Source organism: Streptomyces sp. NPDC006197 (genome assembly GCF_040613865.1).
Taxonomy (GTDB): domain Bacteria; phylum Actinomycetota; class Actinomycetes; order Streptomycetales; family Streptomycetaceae; genus Streptomyces.
In genome coordinates this window covers 1-15397 of sequence record NZ_JBEXSZ010000180.1, presented here as the reverse complement: position 1 = coordinate 15397, position 15397 = coordinate 1, and the positions used below count along the sequence as shown (strand labels likewise).

At 72.5% G+C, this 15397-nt stretch carries 16 protein-coding genes; 10 read left to right on the top strand and 6 right to left on the bottom strand.

Annotation, left to right across the window (positions count from 1 at the left end):
* Positions 1-83 precede the first annotated feature (83 nt).
* A complete protein-coding gene (locus ABZ318_RS35175; RefSeq protein WP_356906496.1) occupies positions 84-1139 on the bottom strand; it encodes an acyltransferase in 1056 nt (351 codons plus the stop codon).
* Between the two features lie 433 nt (positions 1140-1572).
* Positions 1573-1815 carry a mycoredoxin gene (locus ABZ318_RS35170; protein ID WP_030688646.1) on the bottom strand — a complete coding sequence of 81 codons (243 nt, stop codon included), beginning with the start codon at positions 1813-1815 and terminating at the stop codon, positions 1573-1575.
* Between the two features lie 146 nt (positions 1816-1961).
* On the opposite strand from ABZ318_RS35170, the gene ABZ318_RS35165 reads away from it, so the two are divergent.
* The 6 genes from ABZ318_RS35165 to ABZ318_RS35140 all read left to right on the top strand — a co-directional run bounded on the left by ABZ318_RS35165 (position 1962) and on the right by ABZ318_RS35140 (position 6578).
* On the top strand, positions 1962-4142 hold the full coding sequence (locus ABZ318_RS35165) for an ATP-dependent DNA helicase UvrD2 (RefSeq protein ID WP_356906495.1): 2181 nt from the start codon (positions 1962-1964) through the stop codon (positions 4140-4142).
* Positions 4143-4314: 172 nt separating this feature from the next.
* A complete protein-coding gene (locus ABZ318_RS35160; RefSeq protein ID WP_356906494.1) occupies positions 4315-4671 on the top strand; it encodes a hypothetical protein in 357 nt (118 codons plus the stop codon).
* Positions 4672-4844: 173 nt separating this feature from the next.
* Positions 4845-5213 (top strand): WhiB family transcriptional regulator, encoded by a 369-nt coding sequence (locus ABZ318_RS35155; protein WP_356906493.1) that lies wholly within the window; start codon positions 4845-4847, stop codon positions 5211-5213.
* Positions 5210-5533, top strand: coding sequence for a hypothetical protein (locus tag ABZ318_RS35150; protein ID WP_093874181.1), 324 nt, complete (start codon positions 5210-5212; stop codon positions 5531-5533). The genes ABZ318_RS35155 and ABZ318_RS35150 overlap by 4 nt, the downstream gene beginning before the upstream one ends.
* 99 nt (positions 5534-5632) lie before the next feature.
* Positions 5633-5815 (top strand): hypothetical protein, encoded by a 183-nt coding sequence (locus tag ABZ318_RS35145; RefSeq protein WP_356906492.1) that lies wholly within the window; start codon positions 5633-5635, stop codon positions 5813-5815.
* 94 nt (positions 5816-5909) lie between these two features.
* Positions 5910-6578 carry a class I SAM-dependent methyltransferase gene (locus ABZ318_RS35140; RefSeq protein WP_356906491.1) on the top strand — a complete coding sequence of 223 codons (669 nt, stop codon included), beginning with the start codon at positions 5910-5912 and terminating at the stop codon, positions 6576-6578.
* A gap of 3 nt (positions 6579-6581) precedes the next feature.
* Here the strand turns inward: ABZ318_RS35140 and ABZ318_RS35135 are convergent, their stop codons facing one another.
* Together ABZ318_RS35135 and ABZ318_RS35130 are read right to left on the bottom strand one after the other, a co-directional pair.
* Positions 6582-7928: an AarF/ABC1/UbiB kinase family protein gene (locus ABZ318_RS35135; RefSeq protein ID WP_356906490.1), complete on the bottom strand. Its 1347-nt coding sequence runs from the start codon at positions 7926-7928 to the stop codon at positions 6582-6584.
* 41 nt (positions 7929-7969) lie between these two features.
* Positions 7970-9190 (bottom strand): TOMM precursor leader peptide-binding protein, encoded by a 1221-nt coding sequence (locus ABZ318_RS35130; protein ID WP_356906489.1) that lies wholly within the window; start codon positions 9188-9190, stop codon positions 7970-7972.
* A 245-nt stretch (positions 9191-9435) separates the two neighbouring features.
* On the opposite strand from ABZ318_RS35130, the gene ABZ318_RS35125 reads away from it, so the two are divergent.
* The 4 genes from ABZ318_RS35125 to ABZ318_RS35110 all read left to right on the top strand — a co-directional run bounded on the left by ABZ318_RS35125 (position 9436) and on the right by ABZ318_RS35110 (position 13236).
* Positions 9436-10011 (top strand): M48 family metallopeptidase, encoded by a 576-nt coding sequence (locus ABZ318_RS35125; protein ID WP_356906488.1) that lies wholly within the window; start codon positions 9436-9438, stop codon positions 10009-10011.
* A 132-nt stretch (positions 10012-10143) separates the two neighbouring features.
* Positions 10144-11769, top strand: a complete 1626-nt coding sequence (locus tag ABZ318_RS35120) for a TerD family protein (RefSeq protein ID WP_356906487.1) — start codon at positions 10144-10146, stop codon at positions 11767-11769.
* A gap of 11 nt (positions 11770-11780) precedes the next feature.
* Entirely contained in the window at positions 11781-12461 is a 681-nt protein-coding gene (locus ABZ318_RS35115) for an AIM24 family protein (RefSeq protein ID WP_352028156.1), read from the top strand.
* Between the two features lie 19 nt (positions 12462-12480).
* Positions 12481-13236 carry an AIM24 family protein gene (locus tag ABZ318_RS35110; RefSeq protein WP_356906486.1) on the top strand — a complete coding sequence of 252 codons (756 nt, stop codon included), beginning with the start codon at positions 12481-12483 and terminating at the stop codon, positions 13234-13236.
* Positions 13237-13287: 51 nt separating this feature from the next.
* Here ABZ318_RS35110 and ABZ318_RS35105 read toward each other — a convergent pair whose 3' ends face one another.
* Complete coding sequence (locus tag ABZ318_RS35105; RefSeq protein WP_356906485.1) at positions 13288-13812, bottom strand: NUDIX hydrolase; 525 nt, start codon at positions 13810-13812, stop codon at positions 13288-13290.
* Complete coding sequence (locus tag ABZ318_RS35100) at positions 13809-15230, bottom strand: zinc-dependent metalloprotease (RefSeq protein WP_123455315.1); 1422 nt, start codon at positions 15228-15230, stop codon at positions 13809-13811. Before ABZ318_RS35100 ends, ABZ318_RS35105 begins: the two co-directional genes overlap by 4 nt.
* Between the last annotated feature and the right edge of the window lie 167 nt (positions 15231-15397).

Genomic DNA, 15397 nt, shown 5'->3' with positions numbered 1-15397 from the left:
GCTGCTGGGCTCCGACCGCGTCGGCATCCGCGACAACTTCTTCACGGTGGGGGGCCCGCCGGGCGGGGACTTCTCCGTGGTGCTCACAGACGGGCGAGGCCGCGCTTGAGGTACCGGCTGAGCGGCCGCTCGACGAGACGGTGGACCAGGTACGACAGCGTCAGCATCCCGAGCAGCACGGTGACGAGCAGCACCCACGGGGGGACCCGCCCCGCGAAGCGGGCGAAGAACTCCCAGCCGATGACCTCGTGCAGCAGGTACAAGGGGTAGGTCAGTGCCCCGGCGACCGGCAGCCACCTCCACCGGATGCCGGAGAGCCCGCCGGTGGCGACCAGCGCCATCACCCCGAAGAAGGCGGCGAGCACGACGAGCACGGGCCACGCCGGCCGGTCGCCGAGGAAGGTGAGCCCCTTGAACTTGTCGATGGAGGGCGCGAGCGAGGCGCAGTAGCAGAATCCGACGATGCCCCAGAGCATCGGGTTCGGGCGGAACCGGTACATCAGGTAGAACGCCATGCCGGCGATGAAGAACCAGCTGTACTCGGGGATCAGCAGCAGCCGCAGCGGTCCGGGCGGCTGCTTGGCGACGAGGACGGTGGCCGCACCCCAGACGCAGCAGAACAGCAGCACCCTGCGGTACGTCAGCCCCCACCAGGCGAGCAGCGAGAAGAGCAGGTAGAAGCGGAGCTCGGCGAAGAGGGTCCAGTAGACCGCGTCGACGGGGTCCACTCCCAGGGGCTCCTGGAGCATCGTCAGATTGGTGAGGATGTCGTTCCAGGGCAGGTGGCGTCGCCCGCCGGGTATCACGGCGACGGTGACGGACGTGGCGACGACGGCGAACCAGTACGCGGGATAGAGGCGCACCACGCGGGAGACGAAGAAGTCCTTCACCCGCCGGCCCCAGCCGCTCATGCAGATGACGAAGCCGCTGATGAGGAAGAAGAACTCCACGCCGAGATAGCCGTAGGAGGCGAGGGGGAAGGCTTCGGGGAAGAGGTCCTCGACCGGTGTCGGCCAGCCTGCCCCGAAGGCCAGGTAGTGGTAGGCGATCACCATGAGGGCCGCGGTGAGGCGCAGTCCGTCGAGGGCGTGGAGGCGTCCGCGGCCTCTGCTCGTGGAGTCCGTCGTGAGGCTCGGCACTCTCCCGGACGCGAGCGATACCGGAGCGGCAGGAGCGGTCTGGTCGAGCACGGGGCATTCCACCTGGCTATGCAGTCGCAAATCTTGATCGAGGCGAGAGCGTAGGGGTGAATCCGGGAGCCATGCAAAAGCTACCGACTACGTGACGCCCTTCACAGTGGAAGGAGTTCCGCAGGGTTCGCTCCGGCGAAATCCCTGCACAAGGGCACCACGCCCGCTTCTCGCCGACCGCGGTGCCGCCGCCGCTCCTCGCAGTCTCCTCGCGAACGTTTCGCGATCTCCACTCGACGGTTGTGCGATCTCCTCACGATCGGGCACCGGCCACCCGTTCCACCCGCGCGAGCCCCGGAGACGCGTCCGGGACCGCGCCCCTCCCCAGGACACGACGAAACCCCCGACCGTCCGGCCGGGGGTTTCGTCGTGCGGCGCTCGCTCAGACGCCGATCTTCTGCTTGACCTGCGCGAGGCTCGGGTTCGTCAGGGTGGAACCGTCCGGGAAGAGGACGGTCGGCACCGTCTGGTTGCCGCCGTTGGCCTTCTCGACGAACGCCGCCGAGTCGGGGTCCTGCTCGATGTTGATCTCCGTGTACGCGATGCCCTCGCGGTCCATCTGGCTCTTCAGCCGACGGCAGTAGCCGCACCACGTGGTGCTGTACATCGTCACAGTGCCCTGCATGGCCAGGCGCTCCTCTTGTTCGCGGACGGGTGCCGAGAGGGAGAACGTACGCCCTCCCGGCGCCATTCCCGGAATTCGTATGACCGGCGTCTCGCGCCTGTGGACGAGCCTCCGCACCGGTCCCGCCGACCTGGCAGCATGGCGGGGTGACAGCAGCAACGCACTCCACTCTCTTCCCGCAGGTCCCGGAGACGGCCGACGCGGTGCTCGACGGGCTCGACCCCGAGCAGCGCGAGGTCGCCCTTGCCCTGAACGGACCGGTGTGCGTCCTCGCGGGAGCCGGCACGGGCAAGACGCGGGCCATCACCCACCGCATCGCGTACGGGGTGAGGGCCGGCATCCTGCAGCCCGCCAGTGTGCTGGCCGTCACGTTCACCAACCGTGCCGCGGGCGAGATGCGCGGCCGGCTCCGGCAGCTCGGCGCGGGCGGCGTCCAGGCCCGCACGTTCCACTCCGCGGCCCTCCGGCAGCTCCAGTTCTTCTGGCCGAAAGCAGTCGGTGGCGAGCTGCCCCGTCTCCTGGAGCGCAAGGTCCAGCTGGTCGCCGAGGCCGCGGCCCGCTGCCGGATCCGGCTCGACCGGAACGAGCTCAGGGACGTGACCGGCGAGATCGAGTGGGCCAAGGTCACCCAGACCGTCCCCGCCGACTACCCGGCCGCCGTCGCCAAGTCCGTCAGGGACGCCCCCCGCGACCCGGCCGAGATCGGCCAGATCTATGCCATGTACGAGCAGCTGAAGCGCGACCGCTCGGTGATCGACTTCGAGGACGTGCTGCTGCTCACCGTCGGCATCCTCCAGGACCGGCACGACATCGCCGACCAGATCCGCCGCCAGTACCAGCACTTCGTGGTGGACGAGTACCAGGACGTCTCCCCGCTCCAGCAGCGGCTGCTCGACCTGTGGCTCGGCGACCGAGACAACCTCTGCGTCGTCGGCGACGCCGGCCAGACGATCTACTCCTTCACCGGCGCCACCCCCGACCACCTGCTGAACTTCCGCACCCGGCACCCGGGCGCCACCGTCGTCAAGCTGGTCCGCGACTACCGCTCCACCCCGCAGGTCGTCCACCTGGCGAACGGGCTGCTCGGCCAGGCCCGCGGCCGGGCCGCCGAGCACCGCCTGGAGCTGATCTCCCAGCGCGACCCGGGCCCCGAGCCGGTCTACACGGAGTACGCCGACGAGCCCGCCGAGGCCGAGGGCACCGCCCGCCGCATCCGCGACCTCATCGCCGCCGGCGTCCCGGCCGGCGAGATCGCCGTCCTCTACCGGATCAACGCCCAGTCCGAGGTGTACGAGCAGGCCCTCGCCGACGCCGGAGTCCCCTACCAGCTCCGCGGCGCCGAGCGCTTCTTCGAGCGCCAGGAGGTGCGGGAGGCGGGCATCGCCCTGCGCGGAGCCGCCCGCGCCGGGGGCAACGACTCGCTCCTCGACGACGCCGAGGACCTCCCCGCCCAGGTCAGGGCCGTCCTCTCCACCAAGGGCTGGACCACCGAGCCGCCCGCCGGCTCCGGCGCCGCCCGCGACCGCTGGGAGTCCCTCGCCGCCCTCGTCCGGCTCGCCGAGGACTTCGCCCGCGCCAAGCCCGGTGCCACCCTCTCCGACCTGGTTGCCGAGCTCGACGAGCGGGCCGCCGCCCAGCACGCCCCGACCGTCCAGGGCGTCACCCTCGCCTCGCTGCACGCCGCCAAGGGCCTCGAATGGGACGCCGTCTTCCTGGTCGGCCTCACCGAGGGCATGCTGCCGATCACCTACGCCAAGACCGACGAGCAGGTCGAGGAGGAGCGGCGCCTGCTGTACGTGGGCGTCACCCGGGCCCGGATCCACCTCACGCTCTCCTGGGCGCTCTCCCGCTCCCCGGGCGGCCGGGCCAACCGGCGCCCCAGCCGCTTCCTCAAGGGCCTGCGGCCCGGCTCCGGCTCCCTCGGCACCGTCGCCTCCGGCGGCGCCTCCGGCTCCGTCGAGCGGGGGAGCGGCCTCCGACGGCGGGGGCCCCGCGGCCCCGTCCTGTGCCGGGTCTGCGGCGCCACCCTCACCGAGGCCGGCGCGATGAAGCTGATGCGCTGCGAGGACTGCCCCTCGGACATGGACGAGGGCCTGTACGAGCGGCTGCGGGACTGGCGGTCGGAACAGGCCAGGCAGCTCGGCCAGCCGGCCTATTGCGTGTTCACCGACAAGACGCTCATGGCGATCGCCGAGCGGGTCCCCGCCACCGACGGCGAGCTCGCCTCGATCTCCGGCGTCGGCGTCCGCAAGCTCGACCGCTTCGGAGCCGAGGTCCTGGCCATCTGCGCAGGTGAGGAGGGCGGGACGGACGAGGCCGAGGCCTGAGGAAAACTCGTCGGAAAAATAGTTTGCGCCCGCCCCGTCAAGCCCCATAGGTTCTTAACCACGGAAACAGCGGCTTCTTCGAAGCCCTGTCTTCGTGCTGTACTTGTCCAAATAAACATGAGGGTCCGGCTCGCACCCGAGCCCTCCGAGACGCCGAGAGGAGGCGATTCCAGTGATCAGCTACACCATCCAGACCAGCACCGTCAGCACCGCCGGCTTCATCGGCACGGCCAAAATGACCGATCGCTCGGTCGTCTCCGCCTGCTCGCTCGGCCTCTCCGCCTCGGCTCTCATTGGCACCGGTCTGCCCGTCGCCGGCCTGCCCGTCACCGGTCTTTCCGGTCTCGGTGCGGCCGCCGTGGCTCCGCGCAGTGAGCGACCGACCAAGGCACTGGAAGCAGGAGTAGCAGGCAAGGCCACGGCCTATGGCTTTGCGGCGACCGGTGCCGGAACCCAGCAGCAGACGACGACGCACCACCACATGATGTGGGCCTTCCGTGGGCTCGAACCCTGGAGTGATCCAGTCTGATCCATGATCAGACCGGCGCCTTCAGGGCCGCGGAACCCCACCCGGGATCCGCGGCCCTTCTGTTTGTCCTCGAACGGGGACGACGGCGCGAAGGGGCCTCGGGAAAGACACCGCCCGGTACCAGCCGAAACCCCGGTCAACAGGCCGGAACGACCAGACGAGGAAAGACCACCGTGCAACTCGAAGCGCACGCCCCGTCCGTACCGCATTCCGAATCGATCTCCCTGCCCGGCTCCACGGAGGACCCCGCTTTGACCCCCCTCACCGCGCTCACCGCGCTCGACGACGCCATCGAGAACCTCGGCGTCCCCGTACCCTGTCGCGCCTACGACCCCGAGGTCTTCTTCGCGGAGTCCCCGGCCGACGTCGAGTACGCGAAGTCCCTCTGCCAGACCTGTCCGCTCGTCGCGGCCTGCCTGGCCGGCGCCAAGGAGCGCCGCGAGCCCTGGGGCGTCTGGGGTGGCGAGCTCTTCGTCCAGGGCGTGGTCGTCGCCCGCAAGCGGCCCCGTGGCCGCCCGCGCAAGAACCCGGTCGCGGCATGAGCGCCACCGGAACCATCGACCGCCCCCTCACGCACGATCCCCAGAAGCAGGCCCCGATGACCTCTTCCACCAGCGAGCCCCTGGGCTCCGCGACCCCAGTCTTCTCCCCCGCCGCCGCGTACACCGCGCGTCAGAACAGGACCCGTGAAATGCAACTCGCCCCCGAAGCCCTGGCCCGTGCCCATATGCACGAGCGACAGCGTGAGGCCGACGCGGAACGCCAGGCCGTGCGCCTGGTCGCCGCCCGGCGCATGCAGCGGCGCGCCGAGCGCGTCTCGCTGCGCGCCCGCCGCGCGCTCGCCATGGCCGTCATGCACTGAGCATCTCCGTGATGCCCTCGCGGGGGCCGGTCCGAACGGACCGGCCCCCGCGGTGCGTTGTCCGGTCCGCGGCGTCCCCGCCGGGTTATCGTCACGAGGGTGAACGACGCCCCTCCCCCCGAGGCACCCTTCGTCTGCGCGCGCTGCGGCAGGACCACCGAGACCCTGCCGCTGACCTGGACCTGCTCGGTGGAGAACGGCCGGCGACAGTACTTCTGCGAGGACTGCGCCCGAGCCAACATCCGCTCCATCGAGGGCCGCCTCGACTCCTCCTGGTGGTGAGCCGTCCCTCCCGCCGTGGGCACGACGGACGGCACCCCACGGCGGGTCCGGTCTCCCGCACCCGCACCCGCACCGCGTGTGGTGGACTTTCCCGGTGGCAGCCCTCACCGATCGCCTTCTGCGCGCACTCGAACGGTTCAACGCCGCCCACCCCTGGGACCACAACGCCCACTACCACCGGTGGATCCTGAGGCAGCTGCCGCGCCGCATCGACGGTGCCCTGGACGTCGGCTGCGGCAGCGGTGACCTCGCCCGGCTCCTCGCCGGCCGTGCCACGGCCGTCCGCGCCGTCGACGCCGACCCGGCGATCGTCGCCCGCGCCCGCGAACTCACCGCCCCGGCCGTCCCCGTGACCTTCGACGTCGAGGACGCCCTCGCCGACACCGGGGACGACGGCGCCTACACCGCCGTCACCTGCGTGGCGGCCCTCCACCACCTGCCGCTCGCCCCGGCCCTTCAGCGGTTCAGGGACCGGCTGGCCCCCGGCGGAACCCTGGTCGTCCTCGGGCTCTCCCGTCCCGACAGCGTCGGCGACCACCTCCTCGGCCTCCTCGCGATCCCCCTGAACGCGGCGACCGGTTGGCTCAGGAACCGGGGCCGCCCGGCGCCCCGGCCCGTGGCCATGACCGCCGCGACCCGGGAGGCCGAGGAGACCCTCGCCGAGATCGCCCTCGTCGCCCGGCGGATCCTCCCCGGTGCCCGGATCCGTCGCCGCCTCTACTGGCGCTACACCCTCGTGTGGCGCAAGCCCGCCCCGAACTGACTCCTAGACGGCGTCCGGGTCCTCGAAGCCCGGCAGCCACTCGACGAGCTCGTCCCGCAGTCGTACCGTCGCGTTCAGCTGGCAGAGCACCCCGATGGTGCTCAACGTCACACGGTGTATCAGCAGGTACGAGGGCGGCAGGTTCAACTGCTTGCCCAACTGGTGGGCGGGGGAGCGGGGGTCGGCGATCCGGGCCGCCTGGGTGCGCATCCAGCCACGGCTGAAGGCGAAGGCCTCCGCCTCGGCCGGCTCGATGATCGGCAGCAGGTACTCCAGGACCGCGTCGGGGTCGAGCTCGACGGACTCCTTGACGAAGCCCTCCGCGCGCAGCAGCTCGTAGACGGTCTCGGCCTCGCCCGCGACCGTCATCCGCAGACAGGTGCCGATCGTCTCCGGCAGCCCGCCCGGCAGCCGGTCCACGGTGCCGAAGTCGAGGACGCCGAGCCGCCAGCCCTCCGGCCCCTCGTCCTCGCCCCCGGGCAGCAGCCGGAAGTTCCCCGGGTGCGGATCGGCGTGCAGCAGGCCCGTGCGCGCGGGGCCGGAGAAGAGGAAACGGGCGAGGAGCTGACCCGCCCGGTCCCGCTGCGCCTCCGTGCCGTCCGCGATCACCTCCGCGAGCGGCACCCCGTCCATCCACTCGGTCACGAGGATCTGCTCCGACTGGTGCACCACCGCGGGCACCACCACGTCGGGATCGTCCGCGAACTCCTCCGCGTGGATCCGCTGCGCCTCCGCCTCCAGGGCGTAGTCCAGCTCCTCCGAGACCCGGTCCCGCATCTCGGCGATCAGCGGCTTGATGTCCATGCCCGGGATCAGCGGACCGAGCAGCCGGGCGAAGCGGCTCAACTGCGTCAGGTCCGAGAGCAGCGCCTCCCCGGCGCCCGGGTACTGCACCTTCACCGCGACCTCGCGGCCGTCGTGCCACACGGCCCGGTGCACCTGCCCGATCGAGGCCGCCGCCGCCGGCTTGTCCTCGAACTCGAGGAACAACTCCCGCCACCCGGTCCCGAGCCGCTCCTCCAGGACCGTGTGCACCGTGCGCGTCGGCATCGGCGGCGCCGCGTCCTGAAGCTTCGTCAGCGCCGCCCGGTACGGCCCGGCGACCTCCTCCGGCAGGGCCGACTCGAAGACGGACAGCGCCTGCCCGAACTTCATGGCCCCGCCCTTCAGCTCGCCCAGGACCTTGAACAGCTGCTCCGCCGTGCGCTGCTGGAGCTCGCGGGCGACCAGCTCCGCGGATCTGCCGCCGATCCGCTTGCCCAGGCCCCAGGTGGCCCGGCCCGCGAAGCCCAGGGGCAACGCGGCCAACTTCGCGGTCCGGGTGACCGCCTTCCGGGGAAGATCAGACATACGCCCCTCCAAAACCCAGACTGCCGTGCCGCGCAGGGCCGTTACCCCGCCATTGTGTCGTGCGCTTCCCCGGCCGCCGAGGCGCGCTCCCCTTCTCCTCCGCGCGCTGCCCCGCAGGGGCAGGCCGGGTGAGGTCTCAGCCGCTCCGCCCGCCACTCCAGCATCGGTAGCGACGCCTCCCAGCGGGTGCCGGTGCTCGCCGGGAGGTCCCCGTCCAGGAAGGCCAGCGCGTGCGCGGCGGCCAGCCCGGCGACCGCCGTGGCCAGACCCAGGTCGCAGGCGGGCAGCGGATGCGGGGCGCCGGAGCGCCACTGGGCGAGCAGCCGGGGCGTCACCGGGTCCCGGTCCGTCAGTTCCTCCTGGAGGCACCGCGCGCAGGCCGTGCCGCCGGGCAGCACCAGCGGCCCGACCGTCCCCGTCGCCTCCAGGACGCCCGCGTACAGGTGGGGGGTGCCGGTGGAGATCCACGGCTCGGCGGGGAGCGGATCGGGGACGTACGCGCCGAGCCCGTCCCGCGGCGTCACCACGACGAGTGACAGCCCGGGCTCGCCCGTGGCTTCACCCGAGCCGCCACGTCCGCCACGTCCGCCCCGGCACCGCGACCCACCGGGCCCGCCCGGTCCGTCCGGCCCGGCACCTCCCGTCCTTGCCCCGCGCCCCGGTCCCCGTGTCCAGCGGGTGACCAGGCGGCGGGCCGCCGTCGCGCGGCGCTCGCCGACGGACTCGGTGGGGAGCCCGCCCGGGGCAGTCTCCCAGGGCTCGACCCGGCCCGAGTCGAGGACCTCGACCGAGCCGACGCCCGCGGCGGCGAGCAGGGACGCCACCGTCGCCCCCACCCGGCCCGCGCCCCGGACCTGGACGCGCAGGGCCCGCCGGGCCGCCAGGGCCCGCGCCGCCCGCTCCGGCTCGGGGTGCACCACGGAGAGGGAGGCCAGGTCCGCACGGAGCGGATCGAGGGCCACGTCCACCGCGCCGGCGGCCGGACCCGCCTTCCCGGGCCGCCCGGTCGCGGCGTCCGTGAGGAGTCCGGCCGACTCCAGCCGGCCCAGGAGCGCCTCCAGGCGGCCGTCCGGCAGGCCGAGCGCCCGTGCCTCGGCCCGCAGCAGCGCGGTCCCGCGGGTGCCGTCGAGCAGCCCGAGCACCGCCCCCGTCACCTGGTCGACCGGGTCGAGCACCACCGCGTGCGCCGGGGCGACGCCGAACTGCACGCACCGCAGACTCCGCCACGCCCGCCGCAGCGCCGGTTTCACCATCGGATGCATTTTCCCGCCCCCATTCGTCCCCATGTCCGTCCTCGACGTCCGTCCTCGCCCGTGACCGCATTCATGATCGACAGCGGCATTCCGCCGCCCCGAAGTGAGAATGCCCCGCCGCCGTGACGGGTGCCGAAAGTTGTCCACAGGCCAGGGGGATTAGTCATTCAAATGGTGTGCGGTGGGGTCGGATCGTTCCCGAAACCACTCACGGGGCGGGACTTCCCCCGCCGACAGCGGGTAACGTCGGGGCCGTGCCCGCCGACCCACAGCACAGCGTGACCAGCGAACCGCCCCGCGGGGCGGGGACGAGCGCGGTCGAGGTCCGCAGAAGCCCGCGGCGGAGGAGGACCGTCTCGGCCTACCGCGAGGGCGACCGGACCATCGTGCTCATCCCGGCCCGCATGTCGGAGGCGGAGGAGCGCCGCTGGGTGGGCGTCATGCTGGACAAGCTCGCCGCCCAGGAGAGCCGGAGCGTCCTCGGCGACCGCGAACTCACCGAGCGCGCGCTGCGCCTCTCGGAGCAGTACTTCGACGGCCGGGCCCGCCCCGGCTCCGTCCGCTGGGTGACCAACCAGAACACGCGCTGGGGCTCCTGCACGCCCTCCGAGGGCAGCATCCGCCTCTCCCACCGGCTCCAGGGCATGCCCGAGTACGTCGTCGACTACGTCCTCCTGCACGAGCTGGCGCACCTCCTCGTCCCCGGGCACGGGCCGCGGTTCTGGCGGCTCCTGGAGGCGTATCCCCGCACCGAGCGGGCGCGCGGCTATCTGGAGGGCGTGGTCGCCGCCGGGCGCCTGCCGCACCTTCCGGACGCTCGCGAGGAGTGACGGCGCCGCCACGCGCACGTGCGCGGGTTTCCCGATTCCGTACCGAAGAGGACCTGGCCTGTCTCAATGTCGTGCCCAGCGGTTAGCCTGGCGCGAGCATTCGCCATTCGGGATGGGGGACGGTCGTTACGCATGGCCAGGGAATTCCAACGCGGCCACAAGGCCAAGATCAGTGATCTGACCGCGGGAACCGATCTGTACGTCGGTGTGCAGATCGCGGCCCCCGGACTGACTTTCGACATCAGCTGCTTCGGACTCGACGCGGACGAACGGCTCTCCGACGACCGCTACTTCGTCTTCTTCAACCAGCCGAAGTCGCCCGAGGAGTCCATCCAGCTGCTCGGGGCGCAGTCCGGTGACACCGAGTCCTTCCGCGTCACGCTCGACCGCATCCCCGCGCACATCCACAAGCTGTCGTTCACCGCGACGATCGACGGCGCCGGCCAGATGTCCCAGGTCGGCCCCGGTCACCTGCGGATCGTGGCGGGCGGCGAGGAGGTCGCGCGCTACGCGTTCACGGGCGCCGAGTTCTCCACCGAGCGCGCGGTGATGCTCGGCGACTTCTACCTCAAGGACGTGTGGCGGTTCGCCGCCGTCGGCCAGGGCTTCGACGGAGGCCTGGAGGCGCTCCTGCGGAACTTCGGCGGCGAGGTCGCCGAGGACGAGCCGGCCGCCGCCCCGCAGCAGCAGGCCGCGGCCCCCGGCTTCGCCCCGCCGCCGCAGGCAGCGGCGCCCCCGGCCTTCGGTGCCCCCGCCGCGCCCGCCCCGGCCCCCGCGCCCGCGTTCGGCGCGCCGCAGGCCCCGCAGGCGCCCGTCCCGCCCGCGCCCGTGCCGCCGGTCCACACGGCGCCCACGATGGTCGCGCCCATGGCCCCGGCGCCCGTGCCGCCGCCCGCCCCGGCCCCCGCCCCGTACGGGCAGCCGCCGCAGTACGGCCAGGTCCCGGGACAGCCTCCCGGCCAGTACCCCGGGCAGGCCCCCGGTCAGCCCCCCGCCCCGTACCCCGGTCAGGGCCAACCGCCGCAGGCCCCGTACGGGCAGCAGCCGCCGGCGTACGGTCAGCAGCCCGGCGTCCCGCAGGGTGCGCCGGCGACCGGAGCGGGGCTCGCCGCCGCGCTCGCGCCGTACAAGGAGACCGCCACCGGCGCCCGCTGGACCCCGCAGAACCAGCAGCTCATGCGGGTCGACCTCGCCATGGGCGGCGTGCCCGTCCTCGCCCGGCAGGGCTCCATGGTCATGTACCAGGGCAAGGTCGACTTCGGCTACAAGGGCGCGGGCTTCGCCGGCCGGATCGTCGGCAACGCCACCGGCCAGGAGATGCAGCTCATGCGCTGCACCGGCCGCGGCCAGGTCTTCCTCGCCGAGGAAGGCGCCCACCTGCACCCGATCGAGCTCCAGGGCGACGGCATCTGCGTCTCCGCCGAGAACGTCCTCGCGTTCGACGAGTCCCTGCAGTACGAGGTCCGCCGCATCGAGGGCCACGGCATCCCCGGCGGCGCCCTGTTCACCATGCAGTTCCAGGGCACCGGCACCGTCGTCGTGAAGACGCACGGCGTCCCCGTCGTCCTGCCCGTCACGCCGACCACCTTCGCCGACTGCAACGCCGTCGTCGCCTGGTCGTCCGCGTCCCAGGTCGTCCTCTCCAGCCAGGTGCGGCTCCGCCGCAACGCCTACCCGGGCCACAGCGGGGAGACCGTGAACCTCCAGTTCCGGGGAGCCCCCGGCAACTTCATCGTCGTCCAGCCCTACGAGGTCTGAGGGAGCCCGTCATGAACCAGCAACTCGCGGGCTACGCCCCGACCCCCGTCGCGGCCCGGATGGAGAACCACGGCCGCACCATGCTCAAGGTCGCCATGGCCTCCGGCCAGGACCTGTACGCCCGGACCGGCTCGATGGTCGCCTACGAGGGCTTCATCACCTACGAGCCCAACCCGCCCGCCGTCCGCCAGGTCGCCCAGCAGTGGGCCACCGGCGAGGGCGCGCCCATCATGAAGTGCTCCGGCGACGGACTGCTCTACCTCGCCGACTACGGCGCCGACGTCGTCGTCATCAACCTCCAGAACGACTCGATCTCGGTCAACGGCACCAACGTGCTCGCCTTCGACGCCCACCTCCAGTGGGGCGTCGAGCGGGTCAAGGGGCTCGCCAAGTTCGCCGGCCAGGGCCTCTTCAACGTGGAGATCGCCGGCACCGGCTGGGTCGCGCTCACCTCGCGCGGCACGCCGATCGTCGTCGACTGCGGCCGCGGCGAGGACGAGACGTACGTCGACCCCGACGCGCTCGTCGCCTGGTCGCCCGCGCTCAAGGTCAAGGGCAAGCGCAGCTTCAAGGCGTCCTCCCTCATCGGGCGGGGCAGCGGCGAGGCATACCAGATGGCCTTCTCGGGCCAGGGCATCGTCGTCGTACAGCCGAGCGAGGACAGCACCGACCGCCTGCGGGTCCGGGGCTGAGGGGGAGCGAGAACACACCATGCAGAGCCCGCTTTTCAACCACGCCGAACAGCAGAGCCAGGAGCGGTACGTCATCCAGAACCCGCAGCTCCTGCGGGTCAGCCTGACCGGGCAGGACGACGTCCTCGCCCGCAAGGGCGCCATGGTCGCGTACCAGGGACTCATCGACTTCGACGGCGAGTACAAGACCCCCAGCCAGCGCCGGGCCCAGGCCCGCACCGGCGAGGGCCTGGACCTGATGCGCTGCTCCGGCCAGGGCACGGTCTACTTCGCCAACCTCGCCCAGTACGTCCACATCGTGGAGGTCGAGCAGGACGGCCTGACCGTCGACAGCGCCTACGTCCTGGCGCTCGACTCGACCCTCCACACCGAGGTCATCGCCGTCGACAGCCAGTACGGCATCTCCGGCTCCGGCAAGTACCAGCTCAACATCTCCGGCCGCGGCAAGGTCGCCCTCATGACCTCCGGGCAGCCGCTGATGATGCAGGTCACGCCCGAGAAGTACGTCAGCGTCGACGCGGACGCGATCGTCGCCTGGTCCACCGGGCTGCGCGTCCAGATGCAGGCGCAGACGACCAACTCCAGCGTCCGCCGCCGCCGTGGCGACACGGGCGAGGGCTGGGAGCTCAGCTTCCTCGGCCAGGGCTTCGCGCTCGTCCAGCCGAGCGAGGTCATGCCCCCGCAGCACGCGGCCATCGGACAGGGCATCGCCGCCCAGTTCGGCGCCGGCCAGCACGGCTCCCACGCCCAGAACCAGAACAACGCCTGGAACTGAGCACCCACGGCCGAGGGGCGGTCTCCACCGGAGACCGCCCCTCGGCCGTGCTCACGCCAGCCGGGCCAGCGTGCCCTTCAGCAGCTCCACCACCGACGTGTCGGCCACCGAGGCCACCTCGTCGTACGCGAACCAGCGCAGGTCCAGCGACTCGTCACTGATCTCCGCCACCGCGTCCGCCGGTGCGAGCGCCGCGTACTGCACGTCCAGGTGCCAGTGGCAGGGCGCCGGGATCGGATGCCGGTCAAGGCGCACCGGACCGCCCGGCAGCAGGCCGAGACCCGCGATGCCCGACTCCTCGGTCGCCTCGCGCAGCGCCGCCGCCTCCACCGTCGGGTCGCCCGGCTCGCAGTGGCCACCCATCTGGAGCCACATGCCCAGCTTCTTGTGCAGGGTCAGCAGGACCCGCCCCCGCGAAGGGTCGATCACCAGCGCGCTGGAGGTCAGGTGCCCGGCCTCGCAGGGCTTGTACATGCCGTCCCGATGCCGGGCGAGATGGTCCAGGTAGACATCGCGCAGCTCCGGCTGGTCCTCGTACCCCTTGAGGACGAGGACCGCGTCGTCGTGCAGGGTCACTCCTTGCCGTCCCCGTCTTCCGGCGCCTCGCCCCTGGCCGCCTCGCCGAGCATCTTGTCCAGCTCGGAGAAGTCGAGGTGCTCGCGGTGCACGAAGCCGTCGGGGTCGTCCAGGTCCGTCGCCGTCGGCAGCATGTCCGGGTGCTCCCACAGCCCGTCCCGGCCGTCGACCCCGCGCGCGTCCGTGAGCGAGGCCCACAGGCGCGCCGCGTCCCGCAGCCGCCGCGGACGCAGCTCCAGACCGATCAGGGTCGCGAAGGTCTGCTCGGCGGGACCACCCGAGGCCCGGCGCCGGCGCAGCGTCTCGCGCAGCGCGTCCGCCGAGGTCAGCCGGGACTTGGCGGCCTCGTGGACCACCGCGTCCACCCAGCCCTCGACCAGCGCGAGCGCCGTCTCCAGCCGGGCCAGGGCCGCCTTCTGCTCCGGGGTGTCCTCCGGCTGGAACATGCCCTGCTGGAGCGCCTCCTGCAGCTGCTCCGGGTGCGTCGGGTCGAGCTGCCCGACGGCCTCCTCCAGCTTCGAGGTGTCGACCTTGATCCCGCGCGCGTACCCCTCGACCGCGCCGAAGAGGTGCGCCCGCAGCCACGGCACGTGCGCGAAGAGGCGCTGGTGCGCGGCCTCGCGCAGGGCCAGGTAGAGCCGCACCTCGTCCGAGGGCACGCCCAGGTCCTTGCCGAAGGCCTCGATGTTCAGCGGCAGCAGCGCGGCACGCCCCGCCGGGCCCAGCGGCAGACCGACGTCCGTCGAGCCGACGACCTCACCGGCGAGCGCGCCCACGGCCTGCCCGATCTGCTGGCCGAACATGGCGCCGCCCATGGAGCGCATCATGCCGATCAGCGGGCCGGCCATGGCCTGCATCTCCTCCGGCAGGACGTCGCCCATCGCCGAGCCGACCCGCTCGGCGACCGGGTCCACGAGCTGCTGCCACGCCGGCAGCGTCGCCTCGACCCACTCGGCCCGGCTCCACGCCACGGCCGTGCCCGCGCCGGAGGGCAGCGAGGTGACCTGGTCCAGCCAGAGGTCGGCCAGGCGCACGGCCTCCTCGACCGCCGACTTCTCGGCCGGGCCCACGCTCGCGTCCTTGGTGCCGTCGGCGGTGCCCTGGGCGACCACCTGGCGTGCGATCTGCTTGGCCATGTCCCAGTTCACGGGACCGCCCGAGTGGCTCAGCATCTGCCCGAGCTGCTGGAAGGCCGCGCCCAGATCGTTGGGGTTCATGGAGCCGAACATCGCGGCGAACGGATTGTCCGCGCCGCCGGGACCGCCCATGCCCGGCAGCCCGCCGAAGCCGAACGGGTTCGCGCCGAACGGGTTGCCGCCGGACCCCTGGCCACCTCCGGCGGGGTCCTTCTTCTTGCCCTCGTCGCCGTTCTCCGGCTCCTCCGGCGGAAGGCCGAATCCGAATGGGGTGTCACTCACAGGTTTCCTCGGCTCGTAGGGCCGCCGGCCTCCTGCCGACGGCGACTCCCGACCAGGGCCTGTCCAGACAAGCCCCGCACACCACCAGCGTAGGTGGTGTCCCGCCGATCGGGCCGGACCCCGCGAACCCGGCCCGGATGTCGGGTGGTGTCCCGCCGATCGGGCCG

Excerpts from the sequence above, each read along its gene's own strand:
- ABZ318_RS35170 (WP_030688646.1), bottom strand. The coding sequence starts at position 1,815 with ATGCAGGGCACTGTGACGATGTACAGCACCACGTGGTGCGGCTACTGC.
- ABZ318_RS35150 (WP_093874181.1), top strand. The coding sequence starts at position 5,210 with ATGAGCGCCACCGGAACCATCGACCGCCCCCTCACGCACGATCCCCAG.
- ABZ318_RS35135 (WP_356906490.1), bottom strand. The coding sequence starts at position 7,928 with ATGTCTGATCTTCCCCGGAAGGCGGTCACCCGGACCGCGAAGTTGGCC.
- ABZ318_RS35130 (WP_356906489.1), bottom strand. The coding sequence starts at position 9,190 with ATGCATCCGATGGTGAAACCGGCGCTGCGGCGGGCGTGGCGGAGTCTG.
- ABZ318_RS35120 (WP_356906487.1), top strand. The coding sequence starts at position 10,144 with ATGGCCAGGGAATTCCAACGCGGCCACAAGGCCAAGATCAGTGATCTG.
- ABZ318_RS35115 (WP_352028156.1), top strand. The coding sequence starts at position 11,781 with ATGAACCAGCAACTCGCGGGCTACGCCCCGACCCCCGTCGCGGCCCGG.
- ABZ318_RS35110 (WP_356906486.1), top strand. The coding sequence starts at position 12,481 with ATGCAGAGCCCGCTTTTCAACCACGCCGAACAGCAGAGCCAGGAGCGG.